A 17,557-nucleotide genomic window follows, 5' to 3' on the forward strand; every position below is an offset into this window, starting at 1 on the left:
GTTACGCCACCCAATTTTAATTATTTTAAACAGTTCCTAAATTATTTAACTGAAATTTGCAAACCTATTGTATTCAATCATTTTTTTCAGTTTTCGAAAGAATGGTTTGAAGGTTCTCAAGCATGACTTGTTTTTCTGGTTTTGAAAGGCTTTTTAAAAGTTCCTTACGCCACTTTTTCTGCTCATTTCGAATATTGGAAACGAGTGAAACACCCAACTCCGTTAAATAAACATTAGCTCTTCGCCGATCAATGACATCTTGTTTGCGGACAACAAAACCTCGAGCAGATAATCTATTTATAGATTTTGCGATCGTTGGTGCAGATACACCTAAACTCTCAGCAATATCGCTAGGCGTTTTTCCATCAGCTTTAGCTAACAGAAGAATAATCCGCTCTTGCCCACTATATAAATCGAGAGCTTTTAATCTTGCAGAAAACGACGATCTCATTTGACGAGATAAAACAAATACCGCCTCAACTAATGCATGATTTAAAGCGGTCTTTTTAGACTTTTTCCCTTGTTTCTTTACCTTTGAGGCCAACTTTTGCTCCCTTAGCAAATATCCAGGTGACACGATACTTGATTAATCTAATAAAAACGTGGCACGACATCCAGATGAAAACCACTGATCACGAAACTATTGTCATCATACCATTTGGTGCATATGAACAACACGGAGCGCACCTACCCAGTGATACCGATGCGATCATAGCAACAGAACTTGCCAGAAGGCTAGGTGATGTCGTTGATAAGCTTAAAATTAAGTTATTACCAACTGAACAGATAGGCTATTCTATTGAGCACCTTGATTTTGGAAAGACTAAATCTTTCTCCTATCAGAAGGCCATCGAACGCTGGCTTGGAATTATCAAACAACAATATGATCTTGGCCACCGCAAAATACTTCTGCTAAACGCGCATGGTGGGAACTCCCCCCTCTTAACCATTGTTGCAACAGAAGCTCGTGTGAAATGGAATATGTTGGTGGTTGTTACCCATTGGACCCGATTTGGATTGCCAGATGAACTCGCAGACAAAATGGATAAATCCATCGATATACATGCGGGTGATATTGAAACATCTATAATGCTATCAATCAATTCCGATCTGGTGAATATGAAATATACTGAAAATTTCCCATCCAAACAATCTGATTATATTGATAATTATAAATTCTTGCGAGCATATGGGCCGCATGCGTTTGGTTGGAAAATGAGTGATTTAAATGATCAGGGTGTCGTAGGAGATGCAAGTTCTGCAACGGCTGAAAAGGGCAATCTGATATTGGAACATACAATATCAGGCCTTAAAGACCTAGTTACAGACATATCGCAATTCGACTTGGCACAATTTCGGTGAAATACTTCTCGTTAAACATAGTATCCTCAGACAAAAACACTTATATGCGGCTAAGCAAGAAACAATGGATAGACAGGCATGACTTCTGAAGCAGAAAACTCCGCAATTCCAGTTACAGTTCTCACCGGGTATTTGGGTGCAGGAAAAACCACTCTTCTCAATCGTATTCTGACGGAAGAACATGGCAAGCGCTATGCAGTGATTGTAAATGAGTTCGGCGAAATCGGCATCGACAACGATCTGATCGTCGAATCCGATGAAGAAATCTATGAAATGAATAATGGCTGCGTTTGCTGTACTGTGCGAGGAGACCTCATCCGTGTGGTACAAGGTCTTACACGCAGATCTGGCCGCTTCGACGCAATTATTATCGAAACCACAGGCCTTGCTGACCCTGCCCCCGTCGCGCAAACATTCTTCATGGATGATGACGTTCGTGCAAAGACAAAACTTGATGCCGTTGTAGCACTCGTAGACGCCAAACACCTACCGCTACGATTAAAAGATTCCCCAGAAGCTGAGGATCAAATCGCTTTTGCCGATGTCGTGCTCGTCAACAAATCCGACCTTGTATCGCCTGATGAACTAGCCAGTATCGAAGCAACTGTTAGAAAAATAAACCCCTCTGCTCACATTCATAAAACAGAACGCTCGAATATCGATTTGAGCAAAGTTCTAAATCGCGGTGCCTTTGACCTATCGCGAGCACTCGATAACGATCCACATTTTTTAGATCACACAGCCGATCATAATCACCCCGATCACGAATGTGGGCCGGCCTGCGACCACCATGACCATGATTGCGGACCAGATTGTGATCACGACCACCATAAACTATCCGATGACACGCACGACACGTCTGTAAAATCGATTTCCATGAGAGCCGGAAACCTTAATCCAGATAAATTTTTCCCTTGGATCCAAAAGACGACACAGATGGATGGTCCAAATATATTACGCCTTAAGGGCATAATCTCATTTGAGGGTGACGATGACCGCTACGTTATCCAAGGCATTCATATGATTATCGAAGGCGATCATAATCGGGCTTGGAAAGACGGCGAAAAACGTGAAAGCCGTATTGTTTTCATTGGTCGCGATCTGGATGCAGAACGGCTTGAGCGCACATTCAAGGCATGCGAGGCATAAATGCCAACAGTTGCACCTCTGGATTTAGATGAACATTGTGTCTTCGCCGGTTTTTGCGAAGATGTTCCGCTTTTTGCAGTTGCATCGGGAGAAGTTCATCGCCTCGACCACGGCCATCATCATCATGAACAACATGATGGCTTGCTTGCCGCGACATTGTCACAAGATGGAAAGAAGCTTCTAACATCCGGTGAAGATGGCAGGGTTTGTAGCCTAACTAAATCAGGCGAAAGCACCGAACTCGCGTCTATTGGTTCCAAATGGATTTCAACGCTAGCTAGTGGCCCTCAGGATGCAATTGGTTTTGCCACGGGTCGTACGGCCTATGTGCTCTTAAAAGATGGAACTTTGCGTGAGTTTAATGAAGAACGTAGCGTCGAAGGCATGGCCTTTGCTCCCAAAGGAATGCGCATTGCTTTCGCAAGATATAACGGTGTTTCGCTCAATTGGGTCAACAATAAAACCGAATCAAATAATCTTCACTGGGATGGTGCTCATCTGGATGTGATGTTTTCACCGGCGGGCAAATTTCTTGTCACAACCATGCAGGAAAATGCGCTACACGGCTGGAAGTTGGATGGCAAAAACAGCGATGAAGACCGCCATATGAAAATGACCGGTTACCCTGCGAAAATCAAATCATGGTCTTGGTCGGTTAAAGGTAAGTGGCTTGTAACATCAGGAGCGCATTCCGCCATTGCATGGCCATTCTCAGGCAAAGATGGCCCAATGGGAAAAGCCCCTATGGAACTCGCAACAAGAGGCGATACTATGGTCACATGTGTTGCCTGTCATCCGCAAGAGGACGTCGTGGCAATAGGCTTCGCCGACGGTATGATTTTAGCGTCACGGTTTGAAGACAGCAAAGAAGCCGTCTTGCGGCGCGGCGGCAACTCTGCAATTTCATCAATGGGCTGGCAATCAGATGGCCGCTTACTTGCCTTTGGTTCAGAAAAAGGTGAGTGTGGCGTTGTAGATATTGCCGGATAAACAGTTTCCCGCCAGAATTCTGTCTTAATTTGAAGTTATATATAAGTTTCACGAGGTTGGATTTCATGTCATATCTAAAACGCTCAATGTTAGGCCTTTGTTTTTTTGCAGGCATTTTGTCTCCAATCCATACAGCAATTGCGCACCCACACGTCTTTGCTGAATCTCGACTTGAAATAGAAACATCTGAAAATGGCATGGTTGTAGAGTTACGGCATGTCTGGCGTTTTGACGAATTTTTCTCCGCAAGCGTTGTGCTTGATTTTGACGAAGATCAAAATCTTGTACTTGATGAAAATGAACTCCGTAAAATCGGAGAAATTGTTCGACAATCTCTCGCCGAATTTGATTATTACACAAACGTCACCGTCGATGGCTATGACTTTGCAATGTCCGCCCCCAACGTTCTCAATGCTGACTATGTTGACGGTCAACTATTATTGTTTTTTGCCATGCAACCTAAGCGTCCACTAGAGCTTAAAGGCAAAATAAGCGCGGGTGTTTATGATCCAACGCTTTATGCTGCAATGGAGTTTATAAACGATGAGGATTTGATCGTAACAGGCGCATCTGCTGGCAAATGTAAACGGGCAGTCATACGACCCGACGCAGATGAAGTGATAGCGCAAAACCAAACAACGCTTACCGAAGCATTCTACGAGGATGCTGAAAATAATGATCTATCAAAACTCTTTGCGACCCGTATTCAATTAACATGCTAAAATCCCTCCGACTTGTATTTATTCTCATTGCTCTATCATTGGGCACAGCACTAGCTGTTCAGGCACAAACATCACTTGGCTTGGGAGCAGCCGATCCTGTCGGAACGGCAAGTAGTCAGTCATCTGGAATTTTGGCGCAGATAAATCTATACCAGCAAGAGTTTTATCGCGCACTTACAAGTGCCCTCAAAGGTATGCGAGAAGATCCAGCAAAGCTTTGGTTGCTCATCGGATTATCTTTTGCCTATGGCATTTTTCATGCAGCTGGCCCGGGGCATGGCAAAGCGGTCATTTCATCTTACATGATTGCAAATGAAGTTGAGTTACGTCGCGGGGTCCTTCTCTCGTTTTTAGCTGCATTCATGCAAGGGTTCATGGCTCTTATTGTTGTCGGCAGCGTTTACTTTGCACTTAAAGGCACCAATATCTCGATGAACAACGCAACGCACGCGCTTGAGCTTGCCAGTTACGTCCTCATCATTGCATTTGGCGCATGGTTATTATGGCGAAAACTAAAGAGCCATTTTAAACCAAAAACGCATGACCATCATGATAGTCACAAACATCACCATGAAAAGCACGATCATCACCATGAGGGGCACCACCATCATCATGAGGAAGGCGTTTGTTCTGATTGCGGGCATTCCCACATGCCTGAACCTAAATCTATCGATGGTGATTTTTCTTTAAAACAAGCATGGTCTGCGGTTATAGCGGTTGGTATCCGACCGTGTTCAGGGTCAATTTTTGTTCTGTCTTTTGCCCTGCTAAACGGGCTTTATCTGGGCGGAATCCTATCGGTTTTCGCCGTATCTATTGGTACAGCAATCACTGTTTCAATTTTGGCCACACTGGCTGTTAGTGCAAAAAACATAGCATTAAAATTCTCAAACAGTACACACTCGAACCATCAAATTAGCTCGGTGATTGAAATATTTGGCGCATTGTTAGTTTTATCAATGGGAATAATCTTGCTAACAGCTGCTTTAAGTTAATTGCAAACTAGGCATCTTGCTTTTCGGCGTCGCGCTTCTTTTGATAGCGGCTCCGCAACCAAAAAACACCAAAGAATGCCAACACAAATAGACAAGCAACCGTATATGAAAGCCAGACAGAAATATCAGACAACCAATTGAGCAATGGCGGCATGAAAAAGTAACTCGATGCCACACCCGCCATGATCAGACCAGATGCTATAAACGCAGCTCTTGTTTCAGACTTTTTACTCATAAATATCAAACCTTCTTGATAGCTCTAAAGTGCATCTCTAATTTCTTCTAACGTCTTGACTTGCAGTCCTGCCGCATCAAAGTTCTGGTCTGATAACCAAGCTTCAAATGCAGCTTTACAAAGGGGCCACTCGCCATCAATCATTGAATACCAGGCTGTATCTCTATTGCGGCCTTTGGCTACAATATGTTGACGAAACAAACCTTCATACGCAAATCCAAACCTTAAAGCAGCACGGTGGGACGGTTTATTCTCATTATTTAGTTTCCATTCGTACCGCCTATAGCCCAAATCCTCAAACACATATTTTGCCATGAGGTAATGTGCCTCAGTCGACATTCTACTTCGCGACATTTGAGGTCCGTGCGCCACCGCCCCTACTTCTATTGAGCCATTCTTTGCATCAATTGCCATATAGCTGGCCATACCAACAAGTTTACCAGCCTCATGACTTCGAAAGACCATCGTTTGAAATGCGCCTGACGAATTACTTTTCTCCAGCCAGGCGCCAAAATCTTCTTCTCCATCAAATGTAGCTTGTGGGAAATAATGCATGAGCTTATTCGCATCTTCAATATCAAGAGCAGCCCATAACTCACTTTGATGTTTAGCCCGATCCCAAGTTTCAACAGTAACATGATCGCCCTTAAGGGTCACATTTTCAGGATTGGGACATGATTGCCAATTTGATAAATCATTCATTCCATAAAAACCTATTTGTCATCGTAACTAAATTCAGCCTAAAAGAACCAAATGATGTGATGCTGGATATTCGTTGGGAAAGCAAGATGTTAAAAACGGTTTCGAATTTTGATAGAATTGGTGAGGAAAATGCATTTGCAGTTTTGGCAAAGGCAACTGCCCTTGCGCAGAGCGGAATGGATGTCATCAATTTGGGGATCGGCCAACCAGATTTTCAGACGCCACAACATATCGTTGAGGCTGCGATAAAGGCGCTTCAGGACGGCCATCATGGCTACACGCCAGCCAATGGAATTCTGGCAACACGCGAAGCCGTCTGCCGCAGAACGCTATCTCTTACTGGTCAGGAAATCTCTCCCGATAACGTTATGATCATGCCAGGCGGCAAACCCACAATGTTCGCGGCAATTGTCATGTTTGGTGAACCCGGTGCCGAAATCATGTACCCTGATCCTGGTTTTCCAATCTATCGTTCAATGATTGAATATACGGGTGCAACACCGATCCCTATTCCTATTCGTGAAGAAAATGAATTTGCTTTTTCTGCCGATGAGACACTCTCATTGATCACCCCACAAACCCGATTGATCATCATCAATTCTCCCGCCAACCCAACGGGTGGTGTAACACCACGTCAGGAGATCGAAAAGCTCGTAAAGGGTTTAGAGGCACATCCGCATGTCGCTATCATGTCTGACGAGATTTATGATGTCATGACATATGATGGCGAAAAACATACATCTCTTCTCGAATTCGAAGACATTCGGGATCGTTTGATCATCTTAAATGGCTGGTCCAAAACATGGGCAATGACAGGCTGGCGGATGGGTTGGTCAATCTGGCCTGATAAGCTTATTGAAAACGTGCGGAAACTGGCTGTTAATTGCTGGTCTTGTGTCAATGCACCCAGCCAGTTTGCCGGCATTGCCGCTATTGATGGACCGCAAGATGAAGTTGAAAAAATGCTCGCAGCTTTTGATAAGCGGCGCGGGCGCGTGGTTGAGTTAGCAAATGCATTGCCTAATGTCAGCTGTAAAACCCCAAAAGGCGCCTTCTACGCATTCCCAAATGTGAAAGCTACAGGCCGTAAGTCCAAGGAACTTGCAAATGAACTTCTAGAAAAAGAAGGGGTCGCACTCATAGGTGGGCCAGATTTTGGCGTTCTCGGAGAAGGTTACATCCGAATTTCATACGCAAACTCTTTAGAAAATATAGAACGTGCAATGGAGCGGGTTGATAAATTTCTAAGTTGAGCGGCGGGAAGACAAAAGAAGGGCGACTTATGAAAGTCGCCCGAAGAGCATGTTAAATCTGGGAGGAGAAAATCAACATGATGATTAAGTATCGCCGTTACAGGTTAACGAAGGCTTAACTATTTCCCCTAGTATAAACGGGTTAGTTTTGACTTACCTTTGGTGCCTTAAGCCAGCGCGACAGACTTAATCATAGCAAAAACAGGCTGCCCTTCTTGCAGGTTTAGCTCCTCACAGGATTTTCTCGTTATTTGGGCTAGTACGACTTGTCCGAAACAATCACACTGCAATCTAACTTGACCACCACCAACATCCTGTATTTCCATAATACGAACAGCAATCGAGTTCTGCAAGCTGGATTGTATTGGCTTTTGAAGAGCAATGGCGATATCTCGCGAACGCAAATGCAATCTAACCGGCTTACCAATTTTTGTAGAATCCAAGCTAATCTTAACTGGAAACAGCATCTCCAGATCGCCGTCAATAATAGCTTCTGAAAGCATATACTCTTGGTCATGACCTGTGATCTTTGCATTCAAAACCACACCCAAATCCCTATCACCGAGCATGTTTTGCATTCTATCACCTGCAAAAACACCTGAAACACTACCCGCTTCAATTACATTGCCACCTTCAACAAGGATCAGATGATCTGCAAGTTGCTTAACGTCATCCGGCTCGTGCGATACAAAAAGCATGGGGATGTTAAATTCATCACGTACAGCTTTCAAAAAAGGCAGTAACCTCTGTCGGCGTTTTATATCCAACGATGCCAACGGCTCATCAAGAAGAAGTATTTTTGGGTCTGAGAGCAATGCACGACCAATCGCAACACGTTGTTTTTCACCACCAGAAAGATATGATGGCATTCGCATAAGCAATGTTTCAAGGCCTAGAAGTGAAATTAAATGGTCGAAATTAATACGACTACGCCGCCCACCTGCCCATTCGGCATATGTCAGATTTTTATGAACGTTCATATTGGGAAATAGGCGTGCATCCTGAAAAACCATTCCGATGTCCCGCCGTTCAGCAGGATGGTTTATCCCACCACAGCTATCAAATAAAACGCGGTCATCAAGTTCAACATACCCACTATCTGGCATCGTCAAACCGGCGATCATCGATAAAATGGATGACTTTCCGGCACCGGAAGGACCAAAAATTGCTGTCGTGCCATAAGCGCTTTCGAAAGAGGCTGAAAGTTCAAATTTCCCAAGCGTTTTTTTGATATCAACGGTGAGCATCATCACGTTCCTTCGACGAAATACGCATCGCTAAATACTCAGAGAACAAAACTGACATCACCGCAATAGAGATGGATATAATGATTAAGATAAATGCTGCTTGATCGCCGGTTGGACTTTGCAGAAACGAATATATTGCAAGTGACAATGTCTGCGTTTCACCAGGGATGTTTGAAACAAATGTAATCGTTGCACCAAATTCTCCGAGTGCTTTTGCAAAACCCAGTACTGCGCCTGCAATAACACCCGGAAAGGATAAAGGCAGAATAATTGTTCGAAATCGCGTCCGCCAATTTGCACCCAATGTTTTGGCGGCATCTTCCATACCTGAATCAATTGCCTCAATCGACAATCGCATCGGTCGTACCAATAGTGGAAATGCCATCACCCCAGCGGCAAGAGCGGCGCCCGTCCACTGAAAAGCGAGTTCGACACCCACAGTGGACAACAATTGACCTATAGCACCCTTCTTTCCGAATAAAGACAATAACAAATACCCCGTTACAACTGGCGGCATAACCAACGGCAGCATAACGAAAGCCTGTAAGAGCGCTTTCCCTCGAAAATGATGTCGCGCCAAGATATAGGCGACGATAAAAGCTAACGGCACTGCAAAAATCATAGCAAGTAATGCAACCTGCAAAGACAGGAGAACAATGTCTAGTAAAGCATTATCAACCATTGGTTTTTCCATCGACATGAGAGATAATAGGCTTAAATCCCGCGGCACTAAATATTGCTATTGCCTCTACACTTGACAAAAATTTTATAAATGAAGTTACTGCTTTATCTTGTCGTAACGCAACCATTGGATAGAAAATCTCACCATGCTGCATTGCTCGAAACCGATGCACGATGACAAGCCCTTCTTCCAACAATGCGTCTGAATTATAGATGATAGCCGCGCCAACATCACCCTTGGAAACAAGCCGCAATGAAACACGCACATTCTCACCAAATACAGCGTTTTTCCTGACCTCATTCCAAATACCGGAATGTTCTAAGGCTTGCTTTGCGTAAATTCCAGCGGGCACATGTGCGGGATCACCCATAGTAAACCGATCAGACATAATGACGTCCGTCCATGGTTTTGGTGCGTTATCCTTATGCATGACAACGACCAATTCATTAGATAATAGCGGAGTAATATTGCTATCATCAATAGTTTGCCGATCCACCAGATAGGTCATCCAGTCTTGATTAGCTGATATAAAAATATCAGCAGGCGCACCCTGCTCAATCTGGCGAGCCAAAACGCCCGAGGATGCATAAGAAATTTTTACATCTACATTGGGCGAAGTCGCACTATATTTATGCGCAATATCTCGCAATACGTCCGTTAAACTAGACGCAGCAAAGATGACAATTTTATCGGATGATTTTGCTGGAAATGCCAATACAAAAAGGCAAATGCTTACCCGCAAAACCAATTTCATTTTATGATAAAAAAACGCCATCAAAAAACCCAGCTACTGTTGCAAAAACAATAGGCTGGGTGAATTGAATATTCAATCAAAACCTTAGTTACTTACTGAGAGCAAAAGCCTCGCTCGCCAGTTTGGTAATCCCATCCCAGTCACCTTTCGCGACAAGATCTTTAGGAGCAACCCAAGAACCACCAACACATACAACATTAGGCAAAGACAAATAGTCATTGGCATTTTTCAAATTAACCCCGCCTGTTGGGCAGAATATGACATCTTGGATTGGTGATGAAAGCGACTTCAAATATGGCGCTCCGCCTGCTTGTTCCGCAGGGAAGAATTTTAGAACCTTAAAACCCTCTTCACGAAGCGACATCACTTCACTCGCCGTAGCAGCGCCCGGCAACAATGGAACATCCGATTTTTTAGCATAGTCAAGAAGTTCGAGCGTGGCACCCGGCGAGACGATAAATTGCGATCCTGCATCGACAGCTTGTTTATATTGCGCAGGGTCAAGCACCGTTCCAGCACCTGGTACGGCACCTTCCACTTGGTCCGCAACTGCTCTGATTGCATCCAGACCAGCCGGCGTTCTCAAGGTCACTTCAATAGCTTTCAAGCCACCTGCAACCAGCGCACGCGCAAGAGAAACAGCAGAATCAACATCATCAACTACTAAGACAGGAACCACAGGTTGCAGTTTCAGGATATTTAGTAGATTTTCTGTTTTATCGTTCATTGGTCTTCCTTTAAATCGATTAGATACCCTCAATTATAGACGAGATGACAAAAAGTCCAGCTCAATGGTCGCAGGTGCTAAACAATAATTGCACTTCGCTCCATAACAAGGTATTTCCACAACCATCATGACACAAGAAAAATCTGAACACACAAATCTACCCATTGTGGTAGCTGCGCTTTATCATTTCGCTCGGTTTCCTGATTTCAAGAATTTTCAGGAACCCTTGCTCGACGTTTGTAATGACAATGGCATTAAAGGCACCTTGTTGCTAGCCCATGAAGGCATCAATGGCACTGTTTCTGGCTCGAGAGCCGGCATCGACGCTTTGTTAAAATTCATCCGAAGCAACCATCTTTTTGCCGATTTGGTACATAAAGAAAGCTTTACAGATGAACAGCCATTTTATCGCATGAAAGTGCGGTTGAAAAAAGAAATCGTTACCATGGGTGTCGAAGACATTGACCCCAATAAGATTGTTGGCACTTATGTGGCACCTGAAAAATGGAACGAACTTATCTCTGATCCTGACACGATCGTTATTGATACCCGCAATGACTACGAAGTAGCCATTGGAACATTTGAAGGCGCGGTTGATCCAAAAACCAAAACATTCCGTGAATTTCCAGATTGGGTAAGACAACAAAAAGAGCTCAATAAAGATACCAAAATTGCGATGTTCTGCACCGGTGGTATCCGATGCGAAAAATCAACTGCCTTTATGAAGCAAGAGGGCTTCGATGATGTCTATCATCTTGAAGGTGGTATATTAAAATATCTCGAAGAGGTTCCCAAAGAAGCAAGCAAATGGCAAGGCGATTGTTTTGTTTTTGATGAGCGTGTCTCCGTTGGTCATTGCCTCGTCCAAGGTGATTATGATCAATGCCATGCATGCCGTATGCCGCTTTCCGACGAAGATATGAAACTACCGTCCTATGAAAAAGGGATATCTTGCCTTCATTGCATTGATAAAAAATCAGATGAAGACCGCACCCGTTTTCGCGATAGACAATTACAAGTCGAACTTGCAAAAAAACGCGGTGAAAAGCACATCGGCAGCTGATATTCAAGGCGAGTAAGATAGCCCAAAAAATATCGATTAGACTTGACGAAACGGCGGCTTTATGGCCTAACCGCGCAAAGATAATTGTTCGACGTTTCGTTTCGAAAAAAGTGACCATCAAAAATGACAGATAAAAATATTCGGGTACGTTTAGCGCCCTCTCCCACTGGTGAACCTCATATTGGTACAGCTTATGTTGCACTCTACAACTATCTCTTCGCAAAGAAAAAGGGCGGAACATTAATTCTTCGCATCGAAGATACCGATGCAACGCGCTCGAAACCTGAATATGAACAAACAGTTTTTGATAGTCTACGTTGGATGGGTCTTGATTGGTCAGAAGGCCCAGATGTTGGTGGCGATTACGGTCCATATCGCCAGAGTGAACGTAAGGGTATTTATGCTCAATATGTCGACCAAATTCTTGAGGCAGGTCATGGCTTTAAATGCTTCTGCTCGCCTGATGAACTTAATGAGATGCGTGAATTTCAACGTTCCCAAGGTAAACCACCTCGTTATAGCGGTCGTTGCCTGCGTTTAAGCGCCGAGGAAATCAAAGCAAGAGAAGATGCTGGCGATGTTCCCGTTATTCGCATGAAAATTCCAACAGAAGGCTCATGCAAATTCCAAGACGGTGTTTATGGTGATGTGGAAATCCCGTGGGATGCTGTTGATATGCAAGTCATTCAAAAAGCAGATGGCATGCCAACTTATCACATGGCAAATATCGTCGATGATCACCTCATGAAAATCAGCCATGTTGCCCGTGGTGAGGAGTGGGTCTCATCGACACCAAAACACATTCTACTTTATCAATATCTTGGTTGGGAAGCACCTGAATTTATTCACCTGCCACTCATGCGTGGTGCTGATAAATCCAAACTATCCAAGCGAAAAAACCCGACTTCAATGTCCTACTATGCTGGCCTTGGGCACCTGCCAGAAGCCTTGGCCAACTTCCTCGGATTGTTTTTCATTCAAATCTCTGAAGGCGATGAGCTGATGGAAATGGATGAACTTATCGAACGCTTTGAAGTTGAGAAAATGTCAAAGGCCGGTGCTATTTTTGATGTGCAAAAACTTGACTGGCTAAACGCCCGTTGGTTGCGCGAAAAACTATCGCCCGAAGAGTTTTTGTCTCGTGCATTAACTTGGGCACAAGAAAACGATAAGCTTAAACAGGGTTTGTTGCTCGCTCAGTCTCGCATTCAAACTTTTGCCGAATTGCCAGATCTTGCTGGTTTTCTCTTCAAGGGTGACGTTGGCATAACGGCTGAATCTTTTGCTAACATCAAAAAGAACCCGCCTGAAAAATGCCTCGAAATTATCGATGCAGTTCGCCCTGCATTGGATGAAATTGATGAATGGAATCGTGAGAGCATCGAAGACGCATTGCGTCAGGCAGCTGAAAAGCTTGAAACCAAACTTGGCAAACTAACGCCACCGCTATTCGTAGCAGTCAGCGGCTCATCACGCTCACTACCGCTATTTGATGCGATGGTCCTATTAGGCCGTGCTATGGTTCGTCAAAGATTGGTTATTGCAAGCAAAGTTCTGCACGCATCCCTTGACGCCCAAGCAGACACGGCAGCCGAATAAACTCGTTAAAGAAGATTACGATGACTGATAATAAAAACGAAGAAGCCCTATCAACTGATGCCAGCGAAGTACGTTTGCAAAAACGCGAACGCCTGCAAGAGTTGGTTGGTAACTTATTTCCCACTAATTTCCATCGCACAATCACCAATGGCGAGTTGATGGAAAAATACGCTGATATCGAAGACGGTCATATGACAGGTGATATTGTGACCGTTGCTGGGCGTATTTACTCATCGCGCAATAATGGCATGTTCATGGATATGCGCGATGCAGGTGGAAAAGTTCAGATTTTCACCCACAAAAACAATGCCAGTGAAGATGTACGTGAGCGCCTTCAATACATCGATATCGGCGATATTATTGGTGTTGTAGGCGAGGTACGTCGCACACCTCGGGGCGAACTAACTGTCAATGCGACAGAAATTACAATGCTTTGTAAGACAATGCGCCCAATGCCAGAAAAATTCCACGGTCTAACGGATGTTGAAACACGATATCGTAAGCGTTACCTCGATCTAATGTCGAACGAGGAATCAAAAGAACGATTACAGATGCGCGCGAAAATCGTCTCCGGAATCCGCCGCTTTATGGAAGATGAAGGATTTCTTGAAATCGAAACGCCGATGCTCCACCCTGTCTATGGTGGCGCAACAGCCGATCCATTTATGACCCACCACAACACGCTTGATATGGATATGTATTTGCGTATTGCGCCCGAATTATATCTCAAACGTGCATTGGTTGGCGGCGTTAGTGACAAGGTTTTTGAAATTAACCGTAATTTCCGAAACGAGGGCGTCTCTACGCGTCATAATCCGGAATTCACGATGATGGAGGCCTATTGGTCCTATCATGACTATACAGACGCTATGGACCTGACCGAACGTATGTTTGCAAAGATGGCAAATCAACTTTATGGCACGACTGATGTCGAATTTGGTGACAAAACGATATCTTTTGAAGCTCCATTTAAACGCGTGCCAATGCCTGAAGCTGTTAAAGACGCGACGGGAATTGACTTCCTTGCAATTGACAATGATGCGGATGCGCGCGAAGCTGCCAAGAAGGCGCTTCCAGGTATCGATATCGATGAGGATGGCACTTGGGGCGAAATGCTTGCACTTGTGTTTGAAGAAAAAGCCGAGCACCTTCTCATCCAACCTTCTCACGTCACGCATATGCCAAAAGATATATCACCTTTTGCCAAAGAAGTTCCGGGTGAACCGCGCCTTGTGGAGCGCTTTGAAACATTTATCAATGGTTGGGAAATTGCAAACGCATTTTCCGAACTTAACGACCCTGTCGAGCAGCGCGCGCGCATGGTTGAGCAGGTCGAACAGGCTCAAGCCCGTGGCGAAAAAGAACGTGTTTTGGATGAAGACTTCTTAGAAGCAATGGATCATGGCATGCCACCAGCGGCTGGTATCGGTATAGGTATTGATCGCGCGATCATGCTTTTGACAAATGCCCAATCCATCCGTGATGTAATCTTATTTCCAGCGCAGAAAACAAAAACCTAGTTCACCAGTTCTGTCTCCAGGTCTTGCAAAGCATTTTCCCAATCATCCGGGAGATGCTTTGTATATCCTTGATCGATCAGCGTTTGGAACGCCTTATCTGCATTCTCATCAAAGTCTTGTTCAGATTGAAATCCACGTTGAGGATATGTGCGAATACGCCAGTAGTTGCCAACAATTTCATGAATAACCTTCTGAATATCAACCTTATCCGTAGGTTGAGAGATCATGTGTATGTTCGGTGCAGTAACAACTGAGCTTAGATCAGGCCATATCTGATCTAGTGTCGCGCGGCACCGTCGCAGCATAAGTGGTTTTGCTACAAAGATAGCCGATGTACATTCAGGAAACATCTCTTTTACATTCAGGATATTTTCTCCTGTGTTCATTGCTTGCTCTTCGAGAAGAACGTCCTCATTTGGAACACCATTTTTGATCGCAGTTTTAGCAAACGCTGCGGCCTCGGTTACATCGAATATATCCTTGGTAAAGTTGCCGCGAGCGCCTGTAAAAACTATCTTCGGTCCCAAACCTGCATGATAAAGGTCGGCACATTTTTCAGCAACGCGTGTATCATAACTGCCTAATCCAACAATCAGGTCAAATCCACTCGGATCAAGTGGAATGATTTCTTCCAAACAATGATATTGCCAAACGGAAAATGCAGCATCGAGAACTTTGGGTTCAGGTACGTTTAACATGATATTCTCCTAAACATTTAGGAGATCATCACAGCAAATTATGGCGATTTTTCTACAGTTTACTCACTTTTCATAACGTACTGTAATTACGCGGAGTTAATTGTATTTAACACGCGTTCCCAAAACACCTGGGATTTTGTCCTGTTTCAGGTCGTCATCACCGTTGCCGAGACCAACAATTGACAAGACATTATCAAAAAAACCTGCCTGCTCCTGCATGACATCCGCATTCGGGCCTTTATCACCGGGGTAAATCTGTTGAAGTTCTTCCCCATGCACCATCTCAATTTCACCTTCAGCATGTTCATCACTGCCAAAACCAACCATGCCTAACATATTATCCATGAAACCTGGTTCTGAGGTTTCCATTTGCTCGTGCTCTTCCGTCAAATCACCATTAGGCTCCATAACAGCAGCTTCTTCTTCCGCAGCTGCCGCTTCGGCAGCAAGTTCTTCTGCTTCCAACTCTTCATCCGTTTTTTCGGTGTAACAATCTAAAGCGAGAAGCTGATCATTGTTAAACTCATTAATTTCATCTTCGGAAAGCGTAAAACGATCCCCCATAAATCTACCGCCGTAGGTTTCTGTGACGTTCACATAGCGCACTTCCCATTTTGTATTTGTCGCCATACTCAGAAGTGGATCTGGCGCATACACAACCTGCGCACCGATGTTATCTCCACGGAATTTCATACGGCTTGTCGGTCCTAGCGTATCTATCATGGAAACAGTAAAAAGGTTTGCTCCTACATACTCAGTTTCCAAAAATTTCGTATAGCTCATCAGCATCTCAATTCGCTGTCGTGGAGGAAGAAGATCGGAACGAATAAAGGCAGTAACACGCTTTTCCTTCATCAAGACAAAATCTGTCTTATATGCAACTTTACAGGCCAACCCCTTTAAAGGATCACCGCCAAGTAGAGGTCCAGCGAAAACAATGGCGGCTGCACCTGTAGCACCAGACACGCCACACAGAGCGATAATAATAATGATTATCTTCTTCGTGAAGAAGCCCGATTTTTTTTCAGAAACATCCTCTACAATGGCCGGATTGAGCTCCATTTGAAGAATTTCGCCACCAACTGGAGGAACTGAAATATCAAAAACTTCTTCTTCAGTTTCGGCCACATTTTCAGCGTGCTCTTCCTTACCATCCCCCTTCTTCTTACGCTTATGAAAACCGCTAAACCAAACTTTCTTCCCGGGCTTACCAACTGTGTCATCAGCCACTTCTAAAGCAGCGACTTTTGGTTCTTCGGTCTTCTTCTTTGGTCTCCCGCGCTTTTTTGCAGGTGTTTTTACAGCGGATTTCTTGGAAGTTTTAGCGGATGTTTTTTTTGTATTTGAAGCACTACTGCCTACAGATTTCTTTCCATCTTTTTTGGCAGCCTGACTCTCACCGCCACCCTCAGAATTGCTATCAACATCTTTTTCATTAGATTTATTTTTGCGCTTTAAAAAACCGAGAAGGCTTCTTTTCTTCTTCGGAGGTATCTCTCCGTCAACGGCCTCAACACTAACAGTTTCAACTTTAGATTCTTGTTTTTTCGGACGACCACGCTTCTTGGGCTGCTCCTTATTCGAAGGTTTAGCACTCTTGTTTTTTGTGACTGAAGCTTTTTTGGACGTTTGCTTCTTATCTTCAGAGCTTTTGTCCACAGATGCATTATCGTCATCGATAATATCTGTTTTAGATTTAGAACTGCGACGCAAAAAATTGAACAAACCTTTTTTCTTAGGCTTGTTTTCACCATCTTCAGGCAACTTACTATCTTGCTTTTTAGCCATTATCAGAAATCAACTCAACTCAAACGCAACACTTACTCCTTCTAAGAATAATATATGGACCTTTCTCTTTC

18 protein-coding genes are annotated in these 17,557 nt (G+C 44.1%); 9 read left to right on the forward strand and 9 right to left on the reverse strand.

Features of this window, described 5'->3' with window-relative positions; genetic code table 11:
• Positions 1 to 73: 73 nt before the first annotated feature.
• Positions 74 to 577: a MarR family transcriptional regulator gene (locus G3W54_RS11125; protein ID WP_162653115.1), complete on the reverse strand. Its 504-nt coding sequence runs from the start codon at positions 575 to 577 to the stop codon at positions 74 to 76.
• Between G3W54_RS11125 and G3W54_RS11130 the strand changes: the two genes are divergently transcribed.
• The 5 genes from G3W54_RS11130 to G3W54_RS11150 all read left to right on the forward strand — a co-directional run bounded on the left by G3W54_RS11130 (position 571) and on the right by G3W54_RS11150 (position 5,218).
• The gene (locus G3W54_RS11130; RefSeq protein WP_256366938.1) at positions 571 to 1,362 is read left to right on the forward strand and encodes a creatininase family protein; all 792 of its coding nucleotides are present in this window, start codon (positions 571 to 573) and stop codon (positions 1,360 to 1,362) included. The genes G3W54_RS11125 and G3W54_RS11130 overlap by 7 nt on opposite strands.
• 78 nt (positions 1,363 to 1,440) lie before the next feature.
• Complete coding sequence (locus G3W54_RS11135; RefSeq protein WP_162653117.1) at positions 1,441 to 2,511, forward strand: GTP-binding protein; 1,071 nt, start codon at positions 1,441 to 1,443, stop codon at positions 2,509 to 2,511.
• On the forward strand, positions 2,512 to 3,501 hold the full coding sequence (locus tag G3W54_RS11140) for a WD40 repeat domain-containing protein (RefSeq protein ID WP_162653118.1): 990 nt from the start codon (positions 2,512 to 2,514) through the stop codon (positions 3,499 to 3,501).
• A gap of 65 nt (positions 3,502 to 3,566) precedes the next feature.
• A complete protein-coding gene (locus G3W54_RS11145) occupies positions 3,567 to 4,223 on the forward strand; it encodes a DUF1007 family protein (RefSeq protein WP_244627877.1) in 657 nt (218 codons plus the stop codon).
• Positions 4,217 to 5,218, forward strand: a complete 1,002-nt coding sequence (locus G3W54_RS11150; RefSeq protein ID WP_162653119.1) for a nickel/cobalt transporter — start codon at positions 4,217 to 4,219, stop codon at positions 5,216 to 5,218. The genes G3W54_RS11145 and G3W54_RS11150 overlap by 7 nt, the downstream gene beginning before the upstream one ends.
• A 7-nt stretch (positions 5,219 to 5,225) precedes the next feature.
• On the opposite strand, the gene G3W54_RS11155 is transcribed toward G3W54_RS11150, so the two are convergent.
• Positions 5,226 to 5,453, reverse strand: a complete 228-nt coding sequence (locus tag G3W54_RS11155; protein ID WP_162653120.1) for a hypothetical protein — start codon at positions 5,451 to 5,453, stop codon at positions 5,226 to 5,228.
• A 24-nt stretch (positions 5,454 to 5,477) separates the two neighbouring features.
• Positions 5,478 to 6,155 carry a GNAT family protein gene (locus G3W54_RS11160; protein ID WP_162653121.1) on the reverse strand — a complete coding sequence of 226 codons (678 nt, stop codon included), beginning with the start codon at positions 6,153 to 6,155 and terminating at the stop codon, positions 5,478 to 5,480.
• 86 nt (positions 6,156 to 6,241) lie between these two features.
• Between G3W54_RS11160 and G3W54_RS11165 the strand changes: the two genes are divergently transcribed.
• Positions 6,242 to 7,408 (forward strand): pyridoxal phosphate-dependent aminotransferase, encoded by a 1,167-nt coding sequence (locus G3W54_RS11165; RefSeq protein WP_162653666.1) that lies wholly within the window; start codon positions 6,242 to 6,244, stop codon positions 7,406 to 7,408.
• A gap of 167 nt (positions 7,409 to 7,575) precedes the next feature.
• Here the strand turns inward: G3W54_RS11165 and modC are convergent, their stop codons facing one another.
• From modC to G3W54_RS11185, 4 genes are all read right to left on the reverse strand, one after another.
• A complete protein-coding gene (modC, locus tag G3W54_RS11170; RefSeq protein ID WP_162653122.1) occupies positions 7,576 to 8,658 on the reverse strand; it encodes a molybdenum ABC transporter ATP-binding protein in 1,083 nt (360 codons plus the stop codon).
• Entirely contained in the window at positions 8,642 to 9,337 is a 696-nt protein-coding gene (modB, locus tag G3W54_RS11175) for a molybdate ABC transporter permease subunit (protein ID WP_162653123.1), read from the reverse strand. The genes modC and modB overlap by 17 nt, the downstream gene beginning before the upstream one ends.
• Positions 9,330 to 10,112, reverse strand: a complete 783-nt coding sequence (gene modA / locus G3W54_RS11180) for a molybdate ABC transporter substrate-binding protein (protein WP_162653124.1) — start codon at positions 10,110 to 10,112, stop codon at positions 9,330 to 9,332. Before modA ends, modB begins: the two co-directional genes overlap by 8 nt.
• Before the next feature lie 67 nt (positions 10,113 to 10,179).
• Positions 10,180 to 10,818 carry a 2-dehydro-3-deoxy-phosphogluconate aldolase gene (locus G3W54_RS11185; protein WP_162653125.1) on the reverse strand — a complete coding sequence of 213 codons (639 nt, stop codon included), beginning with the start codon at positions 10,816 to 10,818 and terminating at the stop codon, positions 10,180 to 10,182.
• Between the two features lie 127 nt (positions 10,819 to 10,945).
• Between G3W54_RS11185 and G3W54_RS11190 the strand changes: the two genes are divergently transcribed.
• The 3 genes from G3W54_RS11190 to lysS all read left to right on the forward strand — a co-directional run bounded on the left by G3W54_RS11190 (position 10,946) and on the right by lysS (position 15,000).
• Entirely contained in the window at positions 10,946 to 11,881 is a 936-nt protein-coding gene (locus tag G3W54_RS11190) for a rhodanese-related sulfurtransferase (protein ID WP_162653126.1), read from the forward strand.
• 123 nt (positions 11,882 to 12,004) lie between these two features.
• Positions 12,005 to 13,480: a glutamate--tRNA ligase gene (gene gltX, locus G3W54_RS11195; RefSeq protein WP_162653127.1), complete on the forward strand. Its 1,476-nt coding sequence runs from the start codon at positions 12,005 to 12,007 to the stop codon at positions 13,478 to 13,480.
• Between the two features lie 20 nt (positions 13,481 to 13,500).
• Complete coding sequence (gene lysS, locus G3W54_RS11200; protein ID WP_162653128.1) at positions 13,501 to 15,000, forward strand: lysine--tRNA ligase; 1,500 nt, start codon at positions 13,501 to 13,503, stop codon at positions 14,998 to 15,000.
• Here lysS and G3W54_RS11205 read toward each other — a convergent pair.
• Entirely contained in the window at positions 14,997 to 15,698 is a 702-nt protein-coding gene (locus G3W54_RS11205) for a YdcF family protein (RefSeq protein ID WP_162653129.1), read from the reverse strand. The genes lysS and G3W54_RS11205 overlap by 4 nt on opposite strands.
• Positions 15,699 to 15,794: 96 nt before the next feature.
• Complete coding sequence (locus G3W54_RS11210; protein WP_162653130.1) at positions 15,795 to 17,486, reverse strand: hypothetical protein; 1,692 nt, start codon at positions 17,484 to 17,486, stop codon at positions 15,795 to 15,797.
• Between the last annotated feature and the right edge of the window lie 71 nt (positions 17,487 to 17,557).

This window comes from Lentilitoribacter sp. Alg239-R112 (assembly GCF_900537175.1).
Lineage (GTDB): Bacteria > Pseudomonadota > Alphaproteobacteria > Rhizobiales > Rhizobiaceae > Lentilitoribacter.

Bases quoted from the DNA above. Each gene is read 5' to 3' on its own strand.
- G3W54_RS11135 (WP_162653117.1), top strand. From the start codon at position 1,441: ATGACTTCTGAAGCAGAAAACTCCGCAATTCCAGTTACAGTTCTCACC.
- G3W54_RS11140 (WP_162653118.1), top strand. From the start codon at position 2,512: ATGCCAACAGTTGCACCTCTGGATTTAGATGAACATTGTGTCTTCGCC.
- G3W54_RS11145 (WP_244627877.1), top strand. From the start codon at position 3,567: ATGTCATATCTAAAACGCTCAATGTTAGGCCTTTGTTTTTTTGCAGGC.
- G3W54_RS11150 (WP_162653119.1), top strand. From the start codon at position 4,217: ATGCTAAAATCCCTCCGACTTGTATTTATTCTCATTGCTCTATCATTG.
- G3W54_RS11155 (WP_162653120.1), bottom strand. From the start codon at position 5,453: ATGAGTAAAAAGTCTGAAACAAGAGCTGCGTTTATAGCATCTGGTCTG.
- G3W54_RS11160 (WP_162653121.1), bottom strand. From the start codon at position 6,155: ATGAATGATTTATCAAATTGGCAATCATGTCCCAATCCTGAAAATGTG.
- G3W54_RS11165 (WP_162653666.1), top strand. From the start codon at position 6,242: ATGTTAAAAACGGTTTCGAATTTTGATAGAATTGGTGAGGAAAATGCA.
- modC (WP_162653122.1), bottom strand. From the start codon at position 8,658: ATGATGCTCACCGTTGATATCAAAAAAACGCTTGGGAAATTTGAACTT.
- modB (WP_162653123.1), bottom strand. From the start codon at position 9,337: ATGGTTGATAATGCTTTACTAGACATTGTTCTCCTGTCTTTGCAGGTT.
- modA (WP_162653124.1), bottom strand. From the start codon at position 10,112: ATGGCGTTTTTTTATCATAAAATGAAATTGGTTTTGCGGGTAAGCATT.
- G3W54_RS11185 (WP_162653125.1), bottom strand. From the start codon at position 10,818: ATGAACGATAAAACAGAAAATCTACTAAATATCCTGAAACTGCAACCT.
- G3W54_RS11190 (WP_162653126.1), top strand. From the start codon at position 10,946: ATGACACAAGAAAAATCTGAACACACAAATCTACCCATTGTGGTAGCT.
- gltX (WP_162653127.1), top strand. From the start codon at position 12,005: ATGACAGATAAAAATATTCGGGTACGTTTAGCGCCCTCTCCCACTGGT.
- lysS (WP_162653128.1), top strand. From the start codon at position 13,501: ATGACTGATAATAAAAACGAAGAAGCCCTATCAACTGATGCCAGCGAA.
- G3W54_RS11205 (WP_162653129.1), bottom strand. From the start codon at position 15,698: ATGTTAAACGTACCTGAACCCAAAGTTCTCGATGCTGCATTTTCCGTT.
- G3W54_RS11210 (WP_162653130.1), bottom strand. From the start codon at position 17,486: ATGGCTAAAAAGCAAGATAGTAAGTTGCCTGAAGATGGTGAAAACAAG.